Source organism: Pseudomonas sp. RA_105y_Pfl2_P56 (assembly GCF_963970845.1).
Lineage (GTDB): Bacteria > Pseudomonadota > Gammaproteobacteria > Pseudomonadales > Pseudomonadaceae > Aquipseudomonas > Aquipseudomonas baetica_A.
Genome location: NZ_CAXAPL010000010.1, coordinates 125,497 through 142,341 on the forward strand (window position 1 = coordinate 125,497; position 16,845 = coordinate 142,341).

Annotated in this window: 19 protein-coding genes and 1 pseudogene; 14 read left to right on the plus strand and 6 right to left on the minus strand. The window is 58.1% G+C overall.

What is annotated here, in order from left to right:
• Positions 1 to 45 precede the first annotated feature (45 nt).
• Positions 46 to 816 (plus strand): PoNe immunity protein domain-containing protein, encoded by a 771-nt coding sequence (locus tag AACY11_RS09620; protein WP_339494539.1) that lies wholly within the window; start codon positions 46 to 48, stop codon positions 814 to 816.
• 66 nt (positions 817 to 882) lie between these two features.
• Here AACY11_RS09620 and AACY11_RS09625 read toward each other — a convergent pair whose 3' ends face one another.
• Positions 883 to 1,179 (minus strand): hypothetical protein, encoded by a 297-nt coding sequence (locus tag AACY11_RS09625; RefSeq protein ID WP_339466505.1) that lies wholly within the window; start codon positions 1,177 to 1,179, stop codon positions 883 to 885.
• 496 nt (positions 1,180 to 1,675) lie between these two features.
• On the opposite strand from AACY11_RS09625, the gene AACY11_RS09630 reads away from it, so the two are divergent.
• A complete protein-coding gene (locus AACY11_RS09630) occupies positions 1,676 to 1,945 on the plus strand; it encodes a DUF2790 domain-containing protein (protein WP_339466506.1) in 270 nt (89 codons plus the stop codon).
• A gap of 89 nt (positions 1,946 to 2,034) precedes the next feature.
• Entirely contained in the window at positions 2,035 to 2,433 is a 399-nt protein-coding gene (locus tag AACY11_RS09635; RefSeq protein ID WP_339466507.1) for a hypothetical protein, read from the plus strand.
• Here AACY11_RS09635 and AACY11_RS09640 read toward each other — a convergent pair.
• Positions 2,430 to 2,699: a DUF1652 domain-containing protein gene (locus AACY11_RS09640; RefSeq protein ID WP_339466510.1), complete on the minus strand. Its 270-nt coding sequence runs from the start codon at positions 2,697 to 2,699 to the stop codon at positions 2,430 to 2,432. The two genes, AACY11_RS09635 and AACY11_RS09640, sit on opposite strands and share 4 nt — an antisense overlap.
• Positions 2,700 to 3,070: 371 nt before the next feature.
• On the opposite strand from AACY11_RS09640, the gene eco reads away from it, so the two are divergent.
• Together eco and AACY11_RS09650 are read left to right on the plus strand one after the other, a co-directional pair.
• Positions 3,071 to 3,556 (plus strand): serine protease inhibitor ecotin, encoded by a 486-nt coding sequence (gene eco, locus AACY11_RS09645; protein ID WP_339466512.1) that lies wholly within the window; start codon positions 3,071 to 3,073, stop codon positions 3,554 to 3,556.
• 21 nt (positions 3,557 to 3,577) lie between these two features.
• Positions 3,578 to 3,883 carry an NIPSNAP family protein gene (locus tag AACY11_RS09650; protein WP_339466513.1) on the plus strand — a complete coding sequence of 102 codons (306 nt, stop codon included), beginning with the start codon at positions 3,578 to 3,580 and terminating at the stop codon, positions 3,881 to 3,883.
• Between the two features lie 28 nt (positions 3,884 to 3,911).
• Here AACY11_RS09650 and ilvA read toward each other — a convergent pair.
• Positions 3,912 to 4,901, minus strand: a pseudogene (gene ilvA / locus AACY11_RS09655) (threonine ammonia-lyase, biosynthetic); the annotation flags it as partial.
• Positions 4,902 to 5,153: 252 nt separating this feature from the next.
• Between ilvA and AACY11_RS09660 the strand changes: the two are divergent.
• The 5 genes from AACY11_RS09660 (at position 5,154) to pncA (ending at position 8,316) form a co-directional block, all read left to right on the plus strand.
• Positions 5,154 to 5,489: a DUF2834 domain-containing protein gene (locus AACY11_RS09660; protein WP_339494540.1), complete on the plus strand. Its 336-nt coding sequence runs from the start codon at positions 5,154 to 5,156 to the stop codon at positions 5,487 to 5,489.
• A 311-nt stretch (positions 5,490 to 5,800) separates the two neighbouring features.
• Positions 5,801 to 6,334: a tetratricopeptide repeat protein gene (locus AACY11_RS09665; protein ID WP_339466515.1), complete on the plus strand. Its 534-nt coding sequence runs from the start codon at positions 5,801 to 5,803 to the stop codon at positions 6,332 to 6,334.
• A 19-nt stretch (positions 6,335 to 6,353) separates the two neighbouring features.
• Positions 6,354 to 6,884 (plus strand): RNA polymerase sigma factor, encoded by a 531-nt coding sequence (locus AACY11_RS09670; protein ID WP_401161038.1) that lies wholly within the window; start codon positions 6,354 to 6,356, stop codon positions 6,882 to 6,884.
• Positions 6,881 to 7,639 carry a transcriptional regulator gene (locus tag AACY11_RS09675; RefSeq protein ID WP_339494542.1) on the plus strand — a complete coding sequence of 253 codons (759 nt, stop codon included), beginning with the start codon at positions 6,881 to 6,883 and terminating at the stop codon, positions 7,637 to 7,639. Before AACY11_RS09670 ends, AACY11_RS09675 begins: the two co-directional genes overlap by 4 nt.
• Positions 7,640 to 7,689: 50 nt before the next feature.
• On the plus strand, positions 7,690 to 8,316 hold the full coding sequence (gene pncA / locus AACY11_RS09680) for a bifunctional nicotinamidase/pyrazinamidase (protein ID WP_339494544.1): 627 nt from the start codon (positions 7,690 to 7,692) through the stop codon (positions 8,314 to 8,316).
• 43 nt (positions 8,317 to 8,359) lie between these two features.
• On the opposite strand, the gene AACY11_RS09685 is transcribed toward pncA, so the two are convergent.
• Together AACY11_RS09685 and AACY11_RS09690 are read right to left on the minus strand one after the other, a co-directional pair.
• Positions 8,360 to 9,661 (minus strand): ATP-binding protein, encoded by a 1,302-nt coding sequence (locus AACY11_RS09685; RefSeq protein ID WP_339466518.1) that lies wholly within the window; start codon positions 9,659 to 9,661, stop codon positions 8,360 to 8,362.
• Between the two features lie 4 nt (positions 9,662 to 9,665).
• On the minus strand, positions 9,666 to 10,367 hold the full coding sequence (locus tag AACY11_RS09690; RefSeq protein WP_122607702.1) for a response regulator transcription factor: 702 nt from the start codon (positions 10,365 to 10,367) through the stop codon (positions 9,666 to 9,668).
• Between the two features lie 221 nt (positions 10,368 to 10,588).
• Here AACY11_RS09690 and AACY11_RS09695 point away from each other — a divergent pair, with 221 nt between their 5' ends.
• From AACY11_RS09695 to AACY11_RS09710, 4 genes are all read left to right on the plus strand, one after another.
• Positions 10,589 to 11,746: an efflux RND transporter periplasmic adaptor subunit gene (locus AACY11_RS09695; protein WP_339494545.1), complete on the plus strand. Its 1,158-nt coding sequence runs from the start codon at positions 10,589 to 10,591 to the stop codon at positions 11,744 to 11,746.
• A 15-nt stretch (positions 11,747 to 11,761) separates the two neighbouring features.
• On the plus strand, positions 11,762 to 14,860 hold the full coding sequence (locus tag AACY11_RS09700; RefSeq protein ID WP_339494546.1) for an efflux RND transporter permease subunit: 3,099 nt from the start codon (positions 11,762 to 11,764) through the stop codon (positions 14,858 to 14,860).
• Positions 14,861 to 14,964: 104 nt separating this feature from the next.
• Complete coding sequence (locus AACY11_RS09705; protein ID WP_339466523.1) at positions 14,965 to 15,606, plus strand: DUF1345 domain-containing protein; 642 nt, start codon at positions 14,965 to 14,967, stop codon at positions 15,604 to 15,606.
• 167 nt (positions 15,607 to 15,773) lie between these two features.
• Positions 15,774 to 16,280: a hypothetical protein gene (locus AACY11_RS09710; RefSeq protein WP_339494548.1), complete on the plus strand. Its 507-nt coding sequence runs from the start codon at positions 15,774 to 15,776 to the stop codon at positions 16,278 to 16,280.
• A gap of 52 nt (positions 16,281 to 16,332) precedes the next feature.
• Here AACY11_RS09710 and AACY11_RS09715 read toward each other — a convergent pair whose 3' ends face one another.
• The gene (locus AACY11_RS09715; RefSeq protein ID WP_445261978.1) at positions 16,333 to 16,734 is read right to left on the minus strand and encodes an autotransporter outer membrane beta-barrel domain-containing protein; all 402 of its coding nucleotides are present in this window, start codon (positions 16,732 to 16,734) and stop codon (positions 16,333 to 16,335) included.
• Positions 16,735 to 16,845 lie beyond the last annotated feature (111 nt).

A 16,845-nucleotide genomic window follows, 5' to 3' on the forward strand; every position in this document is an offset into this window, starting at 1 on the left:
TTTACGCCGGCGCAAACCGACTAAAGCAAGTGGAGGTGTAGAGGCATGAAAAATAGACAAAAATTCTTCAGCGAGACTCATTACAAGAACTTTCTGAGAGAGCACGACGAAGTTATAGATTTCTTGGGAACAAACACCTTTGAGTCAGACTCCCCTGAGGAAGAGGCAGCACTTCGCTCTCGGCATTTGCAAAAGTTCGCGCTTGACCGGCTTTTGGCGGCTTATACTGCGGACGAAGAGATCACTTCATTACCTCCCCTCCTAAGTGACTTGATTGACAAGTACGAGACCAGACAAGCAAAACTTGCGATATTCGAAAACACTCCTGAAATATCACCACTCGCAATTGATGACTGGCTCTACCTATATGAAGAGTGCGTACAAGTTATAGGCTTCTGTGTGTTACTGCATCGTACCGACCTTCTTAAGCGCTTTGTAAAACTAATGGACGATGCGAGCTATGTCGGCAGTGATACTTTATTTGAAGACCTGCTAATTAAATTATTACCCGACAGAAAAGATGTGGACCAATGGTTTCACGATATCTATACCCCTTTAGTTCAGGCCATCTACGCAGAAAGCAAAGAGGAAGCATCCTCGCGCCTAGAGCAATACTGCTGCAAATGGTATTCAGCATTTGAACAAGCCCCATGGTACGACTTACATCTGCAGGGAGAAAATGGAAACTACGTCGGTTACTGGGCTATAGAGGCTGGAGCTATTGCATTTCTATACGGGATAGACGACAGCAAAATCGACCACATGATCTACCCCAAGGATCTGGTCGAATACGCTCGCAGCCAGCAACCACAATGAGCTTTTCGAATGCCGCAGCCCCTCAGCCTGCCCTCTTTCGACGGTAGGCTTTTTTGAGGGGTGAACTCAAGCAGGCGCTTTCCAGTTCAACATTTGCTGCTGCGCGACCTGGAGCAAGTCATTGCCATCCTGCGTCAGCAGGTAAAGCGCATGGGTAATGTGTGGGATGTCCTGCACGTCGGCGTGCTTGAAGCACAGGCAATGCATGGTTTCGAGCAGGTCGGCGGCGGCGCGGATGCGCTGGACGGCGGCTTCGAGGATGTCTTTCGGGTTGGCTTGGGTGTCGATGAGCAGTGCCGGGGTTTCGGTGACGTTGCTGCTGAGGGGGAGATAGCGGTTTTGTAGCATTTTAATTATTGGCATTCTGAGTTACTCAACTGTATTAGAAGGTAACCGCCATAGCCGTGACCAAACGGTGGGAGGCGGCCGTGTACAGGCTTGGTCAACCGAGAACAGTTCAAACTCAGCTCGCCCGAAGGCGTCCTGCACACAGCCGCCACAGCAATGCACTTCACGGATCGTGAAATCCGAACGGTGCAAATGATGGCACATATGCAATGAACTTTTCTCAGGTGACCAAACCCGAACCACTGATTTTGCAGCGGCAACCGACAATAACTGTCCCGCTCCAGCCGCCGAAAGCAGACAAGGCACCAGCCTTTGTAGGAATTCGCCAAACGTTCCTGAGAAAACCGCCGCACTCCCTGACAGCCGGCGTTCAGCTCGGTTAACCATCTCTTAACGCCGTGGTCAAAAACTCTACTGAACTGCACGCCCTCAGCCGTTTTGGCTGTCGCCCAGTGCGGCAGGTTCGGGTGCATCACGCCGAACTCTAGAACCGCCACTCGGGAGTCCTTTCATGAACATTTGTCCTTTATTGCTCACTGCCGCCCTCGCCTGCACCGCGTTTGCCGGGCTGGCCCAGGCCAATGACACCTCTGCCACTTCCAAAGCCGTGCCGTATGAGTACGGCATGCCGCTGCATGTGGCCAAAGTGGTGTCGTTGACCGAGCCGCCAACGCATCTGTGCAAAGTGGTCACGGCCGATATGAAGTACATCGACAATGCCGGTAAGCCTGAGGAAATCAGCTACCGGAAATTGTCTGACGCATGCAACTTCCAGAACTGACAGAAACGTCTGATTTGCGGGTTTGCGGTAGGCGTGGGGAGTTTCGGCGGTTATGCTCGGAGCCCTCCCCACTGCCGCAAGGATTCGCCATGCAGTTGTCGTTTCGCACGTTGTCGGGCTTCACGTGTTCGTTGTGTTTTTTGCTGGCGCTGGCCTGGGGCGTTTTCCCGCAGAGCCTGCTGGCGATCTGGAGCATCGAGTACTCCGAAGGTGCCGGATTTGTCGCGCGGCGCAGCGCGGTGCTGTTTGCAGCGTTGGGCGTGATGTTTTATCTGGTGCGCAAAGCGCCGGTGTCACTCGCGCGTAATGCCCTGAGCAACGGTTTTATCGTTGGGTGTTTTGGTCTGGCGGTGCTGGGTTTTGCTGAATGGTTGAACGGCCACGCCGGCCCCGGGATTCTGCTCGCGGTGCTGGTCGAGTTCGCGCTGGGCCTTGGTTTTTTGCAGGCCCGGCGCGTGACGGTCGAACTGGGTGAAACAGTGCGTTAAACGGCTTTTGATCGAGGACTGTAATGATGTGGCGTCGCTTGTTGCGCCAGATCCGAGCGCAATCCGGCAATGAGGTCGTTGATTGCGCGAGCGCCATTGAGGTGGCTGGCATCGATGCCGCTGACGAGCAGGTCGACCTGATCGGTCTGGTGATCGCCGAAGACCTTGACGGTCATCGACAACTCCGGCGACAGCGTGCATTGGCAACGTTTCGGCAGAAAACTGCTTTCAATGATATTGCGTAGTTCCAAGGCAGACAGAAACATGGTGAAACTCTCCTTAATAATGAAACCGCCAATCAACGCTTCACGCTGACCGTTTTTACTGCCCCTGCACGGGTGGATCCCCGCTATTTCCCTGGGTGCGGCAAACGGTTGTACGGCGAAATGCCTCTTGGAGTGTAGGCGCCCGAAGCCGGTGCGCCGCACCAAACAGAGGCATAAAACGTGCCTTTCATCGGATCGTTTTGCCCCTATAAAAATCAAGCACTTGGCGACGAGGCCAGTATTTGGCCAGTTGCAAAATGCAAGAAAAGGCCTGCCAGGCCCTGCAAATTGCAACTCGGCGTCGGTTTGCATTCGACGCGCGTGAGGGTAAGAATGCCGCTCAACCACACTACACCCGCAAGGAGGCTCCCATGGTTTCTTTCCGCGCCTGCGCGACCACCGGCCTGATCATCGCCAGTCTGTCCACGTTTGTTCACGCCGCCAAACTGGAAGATGTGGCGCCGTATCCCAAGGCAGAAACCGGCTTCACCCGCCAGGTCATTCATCTGCCCAAGCAGGATCAGGAAGAGAACTTTCAGGTCGAAATCCTCGCGGGTAAAACCCTTGAAGTGGACTGCAATCGCCAACACCTGGGCGGCGTGCTTGCCGAGAAAAACCTCGAAGGCTGGGGCTACCCGTTCTATCGACTGGAAAAGGTCAGCGGTCCGATGAGCACGATGATGGCCTGCCCTGCCGGGATCCCGAAGAAACGCGCGTTCGTGCCCGTCGTCGGTGACGGCTTCCTGCTGCGTTACAACAGTAAACTGCCGGTCGTGGTTTATGCGCCCTCGGACGTCGAAGTGCGCTATCGCATCTGGTCGGCTTCGGACAAAGTCGGCACTGCCATTCAGGAATGACCTGAGCAAGGAGCGACATCTGTGATTACCTGCCACGTCAGATACGTGATCGATCCTTACCAATTGACGGAGTTCGAGGCCTACGCCAAGGCTTGGCTCGGCATTGTCGAGCGACTGGGCGGTACCCATCACGGCTACTTCCTGCCGTCAGAGGGTGCGAGCAATATCGCTTACTGCCTGTTCAGTTTTCCGTCGCTGGCGGATTACGAAAGCTACCGGCATATCACCCTGACTGATCCGCAAAGCAGCGCGCTGGTGCAATCACTGCTCGAGAAGAAGTTCATCGTCAGCTACGAGCGCAGCTTTCTGCGCCCCTTGCTGGCTTGAGCGCTTACGCCGGAACGCCGCATGCAGCGGCGCGCTCGGCGACGTGGCGCAGGCTGTCGAAGTTGATGTTGGCACCCGAGTCGATCGCCACGAAGGTCTGATCCCGCACACCGCTTCGCGCCACGTACTGTTTGATCCCGGCCACCGCCAATGCACCGGAAGGTTCGGTGATCGAGCGGGTATCGTCGTAGATATTCTTGATTGCCGCACAGAGGTCGTCGTTGCTGACCGTGAGCACCTCATCCACGCAAAAGCGGCACACCTCAAACCCATACTCACCGATCTGCGCCACGGCCACACCGTCGGCGAAAGTACCGACATTGGGCAATACAACCCGCTCTCCGGCGTGCATGGCCGCTTTCAGGCACGCTGAATGTTCGGACTCGACGCCAATAATGCGCACTTGCGGGCGCAGGTATTTGACGTAGGCGGCGATCCCGGCGATCAAACCACCACCGCCTACCGGGATGAAGATCGCGTCCAGCGCGCCTTGATGCTGACGGAGAATTTCCATCGCTACGGTGCCTTGCCCGGCAATCACCTCCGGATCGTCGAAGGGCGAAACAAAGGTACGCCCGGTCTGCTCGGCCAATTGCAGCGCATGGGCCAGGGCAAACGGGAAGCTTTCGCCATGCAGCAGCGCTTCGGCGCCGCGACTTCGCACACCCAGCACTTTCAACTCCGGCGTTGTCGACGGCATGACGATGATTGCAGCGATCCCTAACTCCCGCGCCGCCAGCGCCACACCTTGGGCATGATTGCCGGCCGATGCGGTGATCACCCCGCGCGCCTTTTGTTCGTCGCTTAGCTGCACCAGTTTGTTGTAAGCGCCGCGGATCTTGAAGGAGAACGTCGGTTGCAGGTCTTCACGCTTGAGCAGGATGCGGTTGCCCAGTGCTTCAGACAACGCCGGCGCGGCCTGCAACGGCGTGCGTATGGCAATGTCGTAGACCGGCGCGGCAAGGATCTTTTTCACGTATTGCTCAAGCAAGGCTTGCTGGTCGGGGCTGTGCGGCATGGTCGTCTCCTGACGTTTTGATCAGAACCCCGGAGACAGAAAGTAAAAACCCGCCTCTAGGGCGGGTTGGGTGCTGCAGTCGTGAGCTAACCCGCCAAATGAGGAATGGCGGTAATAATGCTTGGCTGGCAGCGCAATACGATGGAAATCATGGCCTGAAAATTAGCCCGGACGTTGCTCACAAGTCAATGGTCAATTCTGCGTGGCAACGCTAGGCTGTCGATTGCACTCATCACTTCAAGGAACGAACGCATGATGTCTATCGCCCTGCCTCTCACCGCTTTGCTCGCGTTTACCGGTTATACGGTTTCGGTGATGCTTCAGGCTGAACAGTCGTTGATCGACTTCGGGATCAGCCTGATGTCGCGCCCCGATACCGCGCAGGTGGTGATTGATTTGTACCTGCTGGCGACACTGGCCGGCGTCTGGATGGTCAAGGATGCCAAGGCCCGTGGGCAGTCAGGTTGGTCGGTGGTGCCTTACTTGCTGTTGACGGCGGTTTTCGTGTCCGTTGGGCCTTTATCGTATTTGGTGGTTCGTGGGGTTCGGGAGCGGAAGAAAATTGACGAGGCGGCTCAACTGAGCTGAACCGGATTTGGTGTTGATGCTCAATCAGCGTTCGCGGGCAATTCCCAAAGGTTTCAGTGTCAATTGCGGTGTTATGCCCATCAAGGCCCGCCGTCGCGGTCAGCCATTCACTGACTTGCCGCTTGCGGCGCAGTGATGGCCCTGATCTTTCCTGGCAACTCTCCTGCGCCAAAGCTTCGGATCAACGGCAGATACCCATAAGCATAGCGCCCGAATTCAGGCCTGCCTTGAACAGTCACTGACAAAGCAATGAATAAAATTTCGCTCTGTGGTGTTCAAAGTCAGACACAACCCTCTGTGGAGCCTTGCCCATGACTATCCGTTCCGTTATGTTCGCCGCCCCGTTGCTGCTGGCCGCAGCCCTGTCCAGCCATTTGGCGTTTGCCAATGGCGATGAGGGCGAGCCGGTCAAGAAGCCCGAATGCCCCAAAGGCCAGGTCCGGGACAGCAAAACGCAGAAGTGTGTGTTGCAAACCAGCAGCCTGTTGCCCGACGCCGATCGTACCGATTACGCCTATCGTCTCGCCAAGGACGGTCGCTACGAGGAAGCACTGGCGCTGCTCGACACCCTGCAACAACCGAACACCGCCAAGGCTCTGAACTATCGCGGTTACGCCACACGCAAACTGGGCCGTACCGATGAAGGTATTGGCTATTACCTGCAATCGGTGAAACTCGATCCGCACTACGCGCAAGTGCGCGAATACCTCGGCGAGGCCTATGTGATCAAAGGTCGCGTCGATCTGGCGCAGGAACAGTTGCAGCAGATCAAATCGATTTGCGGCACGTCTTGCGAGGAGTACCAGGACTTGGCTGAAGCCATCAACGATTCATCGAAAACCTGAGCATCAACTAGCGGAGGCGATCATCGTCAGCGATCAGGCATTCAGAACAGAACTCGGGCAGCACCTGGCGCGATTGTGGCGTTACGGTTTGTTGCTGTCGCGCAATCGGCATGTGGCCGAGGATCTCGTGCAGGCCACATGCGTGCGGGCGCTTGAGCGTTCTGCGCAGTACGTGACCGGCACGCGGATGGATCGCTGGCTGCTGAGCATTCTGCATTCGATCTGGCTTAACGACGTGCGCGCCCGACGTGTGCGTCAGGGTTCGGGTCAGGTCGATGCCGATGGGCGATTGGCGTTCGATGGCGAGTACGCAGCGCAGACTCACGTCATGGCGGCGCAGGTGATCCGCCGGGTTGATGCGTTGCCGGAAACCCAGCGCGAGACGGTATATCTGGCCTACGTCGAAGGCCTGTCGTATCGCGAAGTCGCCGAGATTCTACAAGTGCCAATCGGCACGGTGATGAGCCGCCTGGCGACCGCACGCCTGAAACTCGCCGAATACCCGCCGTTGCAATCAGTGCCGAAAACCACCGAAGGAGACCGCTCGTGAACACACCTTCGGATGAGCAACTGGTGGCGTATCTGGACGATGAACTCGACCCGGATTATCGCCGCCAACTCGACCACGCCATCGCCGACGATCCGTTGCTCAACCTGCGCGTGCAGTGGCTGAGCCGCAGCAGCCTGCCGTTCAGGAATGCTTACGATGAACTGGCGCAACAGGCGCCACTGGATCGACTGCAAGCGCGGCTCGACGCCATTGCTTCGCCGCAAAAGCCAGGGCTGAGCCGACGCTGGTTTACCGGCGCGGCAGCCGCTGCACTGGTCGCCGGTGGCGTGCTGGCGGATCGTTTGTTTCTCGGCTGGCAGGCGCAGCAAGCGCATAACTGGCGCCGTGTGGTCGGCGACTATATGGCGCTTTACGTGGTGCAGACGCTGGAGCACTTGCCCACTGATGAGGCCTCACAACGCGCGCAGTTGCGCAGTATTGATGCAAGGCTTGGTCTGAGCCTTTCGCCAGCCGCGTTGAAACTGCCCGGCGCTGAACTCAAACACGCACAAATGCTTGAGTACGACGGTGTACCGATTGCGCAGATCGTTTATCTGGATGCGGAACATGGGCCGCTGGCGCTGTGTGCCACGCGTTCGAACAGCGGCGCCCGGCCGCTGGCACATGAACGTCGACATGAGATGAACGTGGTGTTTTGGACCGAGCAAGAACATGCGTGGATGCTGATCGGCCGCGAAAGTAGCGCAGGACTGGAAGACAAAGCAAATTTGTTGAGAAGTCGTTTAGCGGTATGAGAAAAACCGCTTCTATGCTGGAAAGTCATCTTCCAAGGAGTATTTAACCGATGCCGATTTCGTCTCGCACTGCGTTACTGGTGATCGACGTTCAAAACGACTTCATCCCCGGCGGTCACTTGCCGGTGCCTGAAGGCGGCCGGATTGTACCGCTGATCAATCGCATTGCCGGCAGTTTCAAACAGGTCGTCATTGCCCAGGACTGGCACCCGAAGGGTCATGTCTCGTTCGCCTCCAGCCATCCTGGCCATCAACCCTTCGAGGTCATTGAACTGCCTTACGGTGAGCAGACACTGTGGCCCGACCATTGTGTGCAAGCCACACCCGGTGCCGACTTCCACCCGGAACTGGACCTGCCCCACGCCCAATTGATCATCCGCAAGGGCTGCAATCCGGACATCGACAGTTATTCAGCGTTTCTCGAGGCAGACCGGCGCACCACCACGGGTTTGTCCGGTTATCTGAAAGAGCGCGGTATCGATACGGTGTACATGGTGGGCCTGGCGCTGGATTTTTGCGTGATGTTCTCGGCACTGGATGCGCGGGCGGCGGGGTTCAATACTTTTGTGGTGCTGGATGCCTGCCGGGCGATTGATCTGGATGGATCACTGGCGTCGGCGATGGATCGCATGAAAGGCGCCGGCGTCGGGTTGATTCAATCGACCGACCTGTTATGAACGGTAGGAGCTGCAGCACGCAGCGCCTACAGGCATTTGATGATCAGGCGTTGGTGGGTAGCCACAGGCGGAATCGCGCCCCACCCAACGGCGAAGTCTGGACGGTCAATGTGCCGCCCTGCGCTTCCAGTGCGCGGCGACTGATCGCCAGCCCAAGGCCGAAGCCACCTGTGGCCCGATCTCGGCTGCGATCGAGCCGATAGAACGGTTCGAAAACCCGCTCACGCTCATCGTCGGGAATACCGATGCCGTCGTCATCCACCCAGATCTCACAACCGGCAGCGCTAACCTGCACGCCGATCTGAATACGCTTTTCGCAATAACGCATGGCGTTGCGCAGCAGATTCTGAATGGCCCTTGCGGTCAATCGAGGATCGAGCGAAAAACGCTCCAACTGGCCGTGCAGCAACACATCGATGACGATATCCGGCGACTCCAGTTCTTCGTCGACGCTGCCCAAAATGCTGTCGATGAACTCATCCAGCGATACCTCGACCTGCTCGGGCAACTGCGCCGGGTTTTGCAGCCGACTGTAAGACAGCAACTCCAACACCAGCTCGTCCAGCTCACGAATGTGCGCAACCAATCCCTGCAAACGCTCGCGGCTCGTGGCTGGCAATTCGTCGGACAGCGCCAGCGCCAGGCCGAAATCCAGGCGCGTCAACGGCGTGCGTAATTCGTGGGAGACCGCATTGAGCAAATCGCGCTGCTGGTTGAGCAGGTTCTCGATGTCGCCGGCCATGGTGTCGAACACATTGGCCAAGCTGCCGATGTTCGAACTCGGGGCGATTTTTGTGCGTTCACTCAAATGGCCTTTACCAAAACGCTCAGCGGTACCTTTGAGGCGCTCCAGATCACGCCAGTGAGGGCGCAACCACATCAACAGGCAGGCGAGCAACGTCGCGCCGACCAATACGTTGATGCTCCAGTACAACAGATTGACGTCCAGTGGATCCGGGGGCACGACCATTTGCACCACAGAGGTGTCGTCAAGCGGCGTGACGGCAAGCGTACGCCAGCCCCAGTCGCCGATGCGGACCACGTTCTCGCCGCGCTGCAATCGCTCTCGCTCAATGGCGGTGAAGTCGGCATCGTCGATGCGCGCCAGTACGATGTGCAGCGGCTGGAAATCTTTGTCCATGGATGCCGCCACAGCGGGCCATTGTTCCTTGGGCACCGCATGAAACTGTTTGGTGATCAGCGTTTGCAAACCACGGGAAAAATCAAGGTTATAGGTGACGAAGCGCTCCCTGAAAGCCATGACCACCAGGTCCGGCACCAGATAGATCGCTGCGCTGTACGAGACAATCGTCACCAGATAGAGACGAAACAGGATGCGAAACATCAGCTCAACATTCCCATTCAGAGCGACTGAACAAGTAACCCTTGCCCCACACGGTCTTGATCTTGCGGGCCTCACCGGCATGGTCATCGAACTTGCGTCGCAACTTGGAAATCGCCACGTCCACGGAGCGGTCAGTGCCGTTGAACTCTATGCCGCGCAGACGTTGCAGAATCTGGTCGCGGCTGAGCACTTCGCCGGCGTGTCGCGCCAGCACCACCAGCAAGTTGTACTCGCCGCTGGACAACTCGACGGGCTGCTCGCGCCAGGTCACGGTGCGTTCCGACAGGTCGATGCACAGGTTACCCATGAGGATGCGATCGTTGGCCGTCAACGGCTCGCCAAGGCTGCTGCGGCGCAATAACGTGCGCACCCGAGCCAACAGCACCCGTGGTTCACAGGGTTTGGTGACGTAATCGTCGGCGCCCATTTCCAGGCCCAGCACCTGATCGTGGCTGTCGTCGCGTGCGGTAAGCATCAGGATCGGTAGCGTCGCCGAGTCGGCGCGCAGCAAACGACAGACTTGCAAGCCGTCGAGCCCTGGCAGCATCAGATCGAGGATCACCAGATCCGGCGGATTGACCCGCGCCCGCTCGCGCACATGGTCGCCACGGCCAATGACGCTGACGGAATAACCGTTGCGCTCAAGGTAGCTGGAAATCAGTTCGGCGAGGGCGGTGTCGTCTTCGACCAGGAGGATGTTGGGCATGGGGTGTTCCAGAAAGTGCTGTGGCGACCGGGTGGGCCTCATCGCGAGTTTGCTCGCGAAAGCGGTTTATCTGTCGCAATAAATTTCAAGGCCTGAAGGATATACGCCCTCGCCCATTCCTGAGTAAAACCCTTACACAATTTCACACAGCGCCTACAAAGCTTCACCGCTACTCTCGGCAACTGCCCGTAGGATGCGGGCATCAATATTGGGGGTGGTAAATGTCGAACAAACTGCTGGCCGGTCTCGGCCTGATCGCGATAGCACTGACGCTGGGCGCCTGCGATTCTTCCTCGAACGCCGAAGAACAATCCCCGCCAGCCACCGTGCGCATCGAGACCATCGAAGCCCACCCCCTGTCGATCAGCAGCGAACTCAGCGGTCGAATCGCCGCGCCGCGTATTGCCGAGGTGCGCGCCCGGGTCGCCGGCGTGGTACTGCAACGCACCTACCGCGAAGGCAGCGACGTGAAAAAGGGCGACGTGCTGTTCCGCATCGATCCGGCACCGTTCAAGGCGGATCTGGACAGCGCTCAAGCCTCATTGCGCAAAGCGGAAGCCAATGCATTCCAGGCCAAACTGCAGGAGCAGCGCTACGCCCAGTTGATCGACGACAACGCCATCAGCGCTCAGGACTACGACAACGCCCGCGCCAACACCCGGCAAACGGCCGCCGATGTCGCCGCCAACAAGGCCGCGGTGGAGCGCGCGAAGCTGAACCTCGGCTACGCCACCGTCACCGCGCCGATTTCCGGACGTATCGGCCGCGCGCTGGTCACCGAAGGCGCGCTGGTCGGGCAGAACGAGACCACCCCCTTGGCGCTGATCCAGCAACTCAACCCGATCTACGCCGACCTCACCCAGTCGACCCGCGAGCTCAATGAATTGCGCCGCGCGTTCCGCTCCGGGCAATTACAGGAAGTCGGCCAGGACGAGGTCAAGGCCACGCTGATTCAGGATGACGGCAGTCTGTATCCATTGCCGGGGAAACTCTTGTTCAGCGACATCACCGTTGATCCGGGCACCGGCCAGATCATCCTGCGCAGCGAATTCCCCAATCCCGACCTCGACCTGTTGCCTGGCAGCTTCATTCGCGTGCGTCTGGAACAGGCAACCATCGCGAACGGCATCACCGTACCGCAACGCGCCGTGCAGCGTGACAGCGCCGGCATTGCTCAGGTGCTGACCGTCGATGAGCAGATGCGCGTCGCTGAGCAACCAGTGCAACTGGGCGCGGTGCAGAACAATCGCTGGATCGTCACCGGCGGCCTCAAGCCCGGCGACCGCATCGTCATCGAAGGCCTGCAACACGCCCGCCCCGGCGAGAAAGTACAGATCGACGACACCCCTCTTCCACTTGCCCAGACCTCTGGTCAGTAAGCAGGACGCTTCTATATGCCGCAGTTCTTTATCGATCGCCCGGTGTTTGCCTGGGTGGTTGCACTGTTCATCCTGTTGGCCGGCGCACTGGCCATCCCGCAGTTGCCGGTGGCGCAGTACCCCGATGTCGCGCCGCCACAAATCGAAATCTATGCCGTGTACCCCGGCGCGTCAGCGCAAACCGTCGATGAAAGCGTGGTCAGCCTGATCGAGGAAGAACTCAACGGCGCCGACCACCTTCTTTACTTTGAATCGCAAAGCAGCCTCGGTAGCGCGACGATCAAGGCCACGTTCCAACCGGGAACCAACCCGGAGCTGGCGCAGGTCGACGTGCAAAACCGCCTCAAAGTCGTCGAATCGCGTCTGCCGCAAGCGGTGACTCAGCAGGGTTTGCAGGTGGAGAAAGTGTCCTCCGGCTTCCTGTTGCTGATCAGCCTGACGTCTAGCGACGGCAAGCTCGATGACGTGGCGCTGAGCGATTTTCTGGCGCGCAACGTGATGAACGAGATCAAGCGCCTGGACGGCGTCGGCAAGGCTCAGCTGTATGGTGCCGAGCGGGCCATGCGTATCTGGATCGATCCGCAGAAACTCATCGGTTTCAATCTGACCCCGGCCGACGTCAACGCTGCCATCGTTGCGCAGAACGCCCAGGTGTCGGCAGGCAGCATCGGCGATCTGCCGAACCCTTCCAGCCAGGAAATCACCGCAACGATTCTGGTCAGAGGTCAGTTGTCGACGCCTGAAGAATTCGCCGACATCGTGCTCAAGGCCAACCCCGACGGCTCCACCGTGCGCATCGCTGACGTCGCGCGGGTCGAGATCGGCAGTCAGGAATACCAGTTCGGTACGCGTCTCAACGGCAAGCCGTCCACGGCGGTGGGTGTGCAGTTGTCGCCGGGGGCCAACGCGCTGAGCACCGCGACCCTGGTGCGGGCGAAGATGGATGAGCTGTCGCGCTACTTCCCGGCCGGTGTGGAATACAAGATTCCGTACGACACCTCGCCGTTCGTCAAAGTCTCGATCACCAAAGTGATTTACACCTTGGGCGAAGCGATGCTGTTGGTGTTTGCGGTGATGTTCCTGTTCCTGCAGAACGTACGCTACACGTTGATCCCGACGCTGGTGGTGCCCGTGGCGCTGATGGGCACGTTCGCGACCATGCTGGCGCTGGGCTTCTCGATCAACGTGCTGACAATGTTCGGCATGGTCTTGGCCATCGGTATTCTGGTGGACGACGCCATCGTCGTGGTGGAGAACGTCGAGCGGATCATGGCCACCGAAGGCCTGTCGCCCAAGGAAGCCACACGCAAAGCGATGACGCAGATCACCGGCGCGATCATCGGCATCACGCTGGTGCTGGTCGCGGTGTTTATTCCGATGGCGTTCATGCAAGGCTCGGTCGGGGTGATTTACCAGCAGTTCTCGCTGTCGATGGCGACGTCGATTCTGTTCTCGGCGTTCCTCGCCCTGACCCTGACGCCGGCATTGTGCGCGACGCTGCTCAAGCCGATTGCCAAGGGTGAGCATCACGAGAAGTCCGGGTTTTTCGGCTGGTTCAACCGCCGCTTCGAGCGCCTGACTGATCGCTATCAGGGCTGGGTCGGCTATGCGTTGAAACGCAGCGGCCGTTACCTGCTGATCTACGCTGTGCTGCTGGTTGGACTGGGCCTGTGCTTTGCGCGTCTGCCCTCCTCGTTCCTGCCGGTGGAAGATCAGGGCTACACCATCACGGATATTCAACTGCCGCCCGGTGCGACCAAGAATCGTACGGTGGCCGTGGCTGAACAGCTTGAGGCACATAACGCCGGCGAGCCAGGGATCAGTGACACGGTGGTGATTCTCGGTTTCAGCTTCTCCGGTAGCGGCCAGAACGCAGCCTTGGCGTTCTCGACGCTGAAGGACTGGTCGCAGCGCAGCAGTGATGATGCCGCCAGCTCGATTGCCGATCGCGCCAATATCGCACTGACTGAAATCAAGGACGCCATGGCGTTCTCGGTGCTGCCACCGCCCGTGGATGGCCTCGGCACGTCCAGCGGTTTCGAGTTCCGTTTGCAGGATCGCGGCGGCCTCGGCCATGCGACCTTGATGCAAGCGCGCACCGAACTGCTCGCCGCCGCCGAGAAAAGCCCGGTACTGATGAACGTGCGAGAAAGCGCGCTGGCCGAAGCGCCGCAGGTGCAGTTGGTGGTCGACCGCAAGCAGGCCAATGCCCTTGGCGTATCGTTCGCCGATATCGGCAACGTGCTGTCGACTGCCGTCGGCTCCAGCTACATCAACGATTTCCCCAATCAGGGGCGCATGCAGCGTGTTGTCGTGCAAGCCGAAGGCGATCAACGCAGCCAGGTGGCCGATCTGCTGAAAATGCACGTACGCAACAACACCGGACACATGGTGCCGCTGTCAGCGTTCGTGCAGGCCAACTGGATTCAAGGCCCGGCGCAGTTGACTCGTTACAACGGCTATCCGGCGATTGCGATTTCCGGCGAACCGTCGCCGGGACACAGCACCGGTGAGGCCATGGCGGAGATTGAACGTCTGGTGGCGCAGGGGCCGAAAGGTCTGGGTCAGGAATGGACCGGGTTGTCGTTGCAGGAACGCTTGTCCGGCAATCAGGCGCCGATTCTGCTCGGTCTGTCGCTGCTGGTAGTGTTCCTGTGCCTGGCGGCGCTGTACGAGAGCTGGTCGATTCCGACTTCGGTGTTGCTGGTGGTGCCGCTGGGCGTGCTCGGCGCGGTGCTGGCGGTGACCTTGCGCGGCATGCCCAATGATGTGTTCTTCAAGGTTGGTCTGATTACCATCATCGGTCTGTCGGCGAAGAACGCGATCCTGATCATCGAATTTGCCAAGAGCTTGTACGACGAAGGTCACGATCTGATTGATGCGACGTTGCAGGCTGCTCGCTTGCGCTTGCGGCCGATCGTGATGACTTCGCTGGCATTCATTCTCGGCGTGGTGCCGCTCGCGATTGCCACTGGCGCAAGCTCGGCGAGCCAACAGGCGATCGGTACTGGTGTGATCGGTGGGATGATCACCGCCACGCTCGCAGTAATTTTCGTACCTGTCTTCTTCGTCGTCGTCATGAAGCTCGTACAACGATTCACCAAACCCCACTGATAGCAGGCTCGCTCCCATAGGAATTTTGCAAACATCCAACGTTGTGGTCACAACTGTCATCGCTGGGCTAAGGTGTCTGAACCACCCTGGCCCATCGAGTCCTCATGCGCTTCCTCGCCCGCACCCACCCTCGCCTGTCCGCCGCCGCCCTCCTCGGCCTCGCCAGCGGTTTGCTGGTCCCCGCCGATTCCATCGTCAGCAAAATCCTCATCGGCTGGAACGCCGGTGTCTGGACTTACCTGATCCTGATGTTCTGGCTGACCGTGCGCGCCAAGGCCCCGGACGTCAAACGCATTGCTGAAGTCGAAGACGAAAATGCCGGGCTGGTACTGTTTGTGGTGTGCATCGCCGCGCTGGCCAGTCTGGCGACCATCACCTTCGAACTGGCGGGCAGCAAGGATCTGGAAACCACGCGCAAACTCATGCATTACGGTTTTACCGCGCTGACGGTGATCGGTTCATGGCTGCTGATCGGGGTGATTTTCTGCGTGCACTACGCGAGGTTGTTTTACACCTGGGATGGAAAGGAGCCGGCACTGCGATTCTCCGAAGGACTTACTACCCCCAATTATTGGGACTTTCTGTACTTCTCGTTCACCATCGGGGTGGCTGTGCAAACGTCGGATGTGGGTGTTGCGACGCGGGAAATTCGAAAAATCGTGCTGGCGCAGTCGTTGATCGGTTTTGTGTTCAATACGGCGATCCTCGGGTTCTCGATCAACATTGCAGCAGGGTTGTTCGGCTGAAAAACACGGCAGGTTCCTGCCGTTCAAAGATCACAAAAAAGTACGCCTGTAAACTGTCAACACTGACAGTTTACAGGCGTGCTGTATTCAGGCTTCCATACAACATCCAGAAGTAGGACGGGTCAGTCTTTGGATGTCCCCCACCATATCGTATGGAGATAAAACTCATGAGCTATGCAGCCCGTGCCTACGCGACAATCTTTCCGGCTTCAGCGCATACCTATTTGTCAGCCACGATCAACGGCGATGCCAATCCACGCTACAGGTTTGTAAAAGTCCCTCAATTCATGGAGTTTCGATCTACCTCTGCGCCTACCTTCGGGCCGAAGCCCTACCCGGAAGGCACGCGTTACGTCCTGAGCGCTGGATACACGGTGAATGGTGTGACGCGAACGATTGATTTTGTGTTCCCTTCCAAACCCCAATCAATGACATATGACCTGTCCGAAGATAGCGATGATGTCAGAAGCACCTACTATTCCAATCCCGCGACGGGTGATCTGCACATCTCTGTGAGCGGGAGCCTGACAGTGAGATATGACGACATTGAAAAAACACTGAGTGGCACCTGGTCCGGCGCCTTTGACCATGGTGGAGAGAACGGCAACGAAGAATTCCCGATCACAGGGGAGTTTGTCGCTGTCGCCGACCTGAGCAAAAGAAAAAACGCTTAATGACTACGGAAAAAGGAAGCTGCGAAGCTTCCTTTTTTTAATGCTGATGCGATCAGAAATTGAAGCTCAACCCGACACTCCCTCCTAACTCCTGGTCAGCTTTGCTGCCCCTGCTAGTCCCTATTTCACCATACATCTGCCATTTGTTATTGGCTGGCACCCAGTTCAGGCCAGCGGTCAGCTCAAGACTGGTGCTGGACAAATCGTTGTTGAAGTCAGTGTCATTCACGCTGACACGATTGTTGTTGACGAATTCATGACTTACCGCCGCGTGCAGCCTGGGTTGCAGTTTGCCGCCATTGTTCAGCACCACCTCGCGGCCAACTGTCATTCCGACCTTGCCGAGCAATGAGCGGGTCTCGTTGCTGTCTACCTGCAGTCCATTGTCCAACTTGTAGTCTTTGCCTTTCACAGTCGCGACACCAAACTGAGCAGAGGCCCCCGGTGTCAGGATAGTTGTCGCCTCTCCGGTTTTTCCAAAAAAAGCATATCGGGGGCGGAAAGAGACTGGTCGTGCCGTACTATTCACCTGAACGCAGAGCCGCATTACTTAAGATGCTGCTTC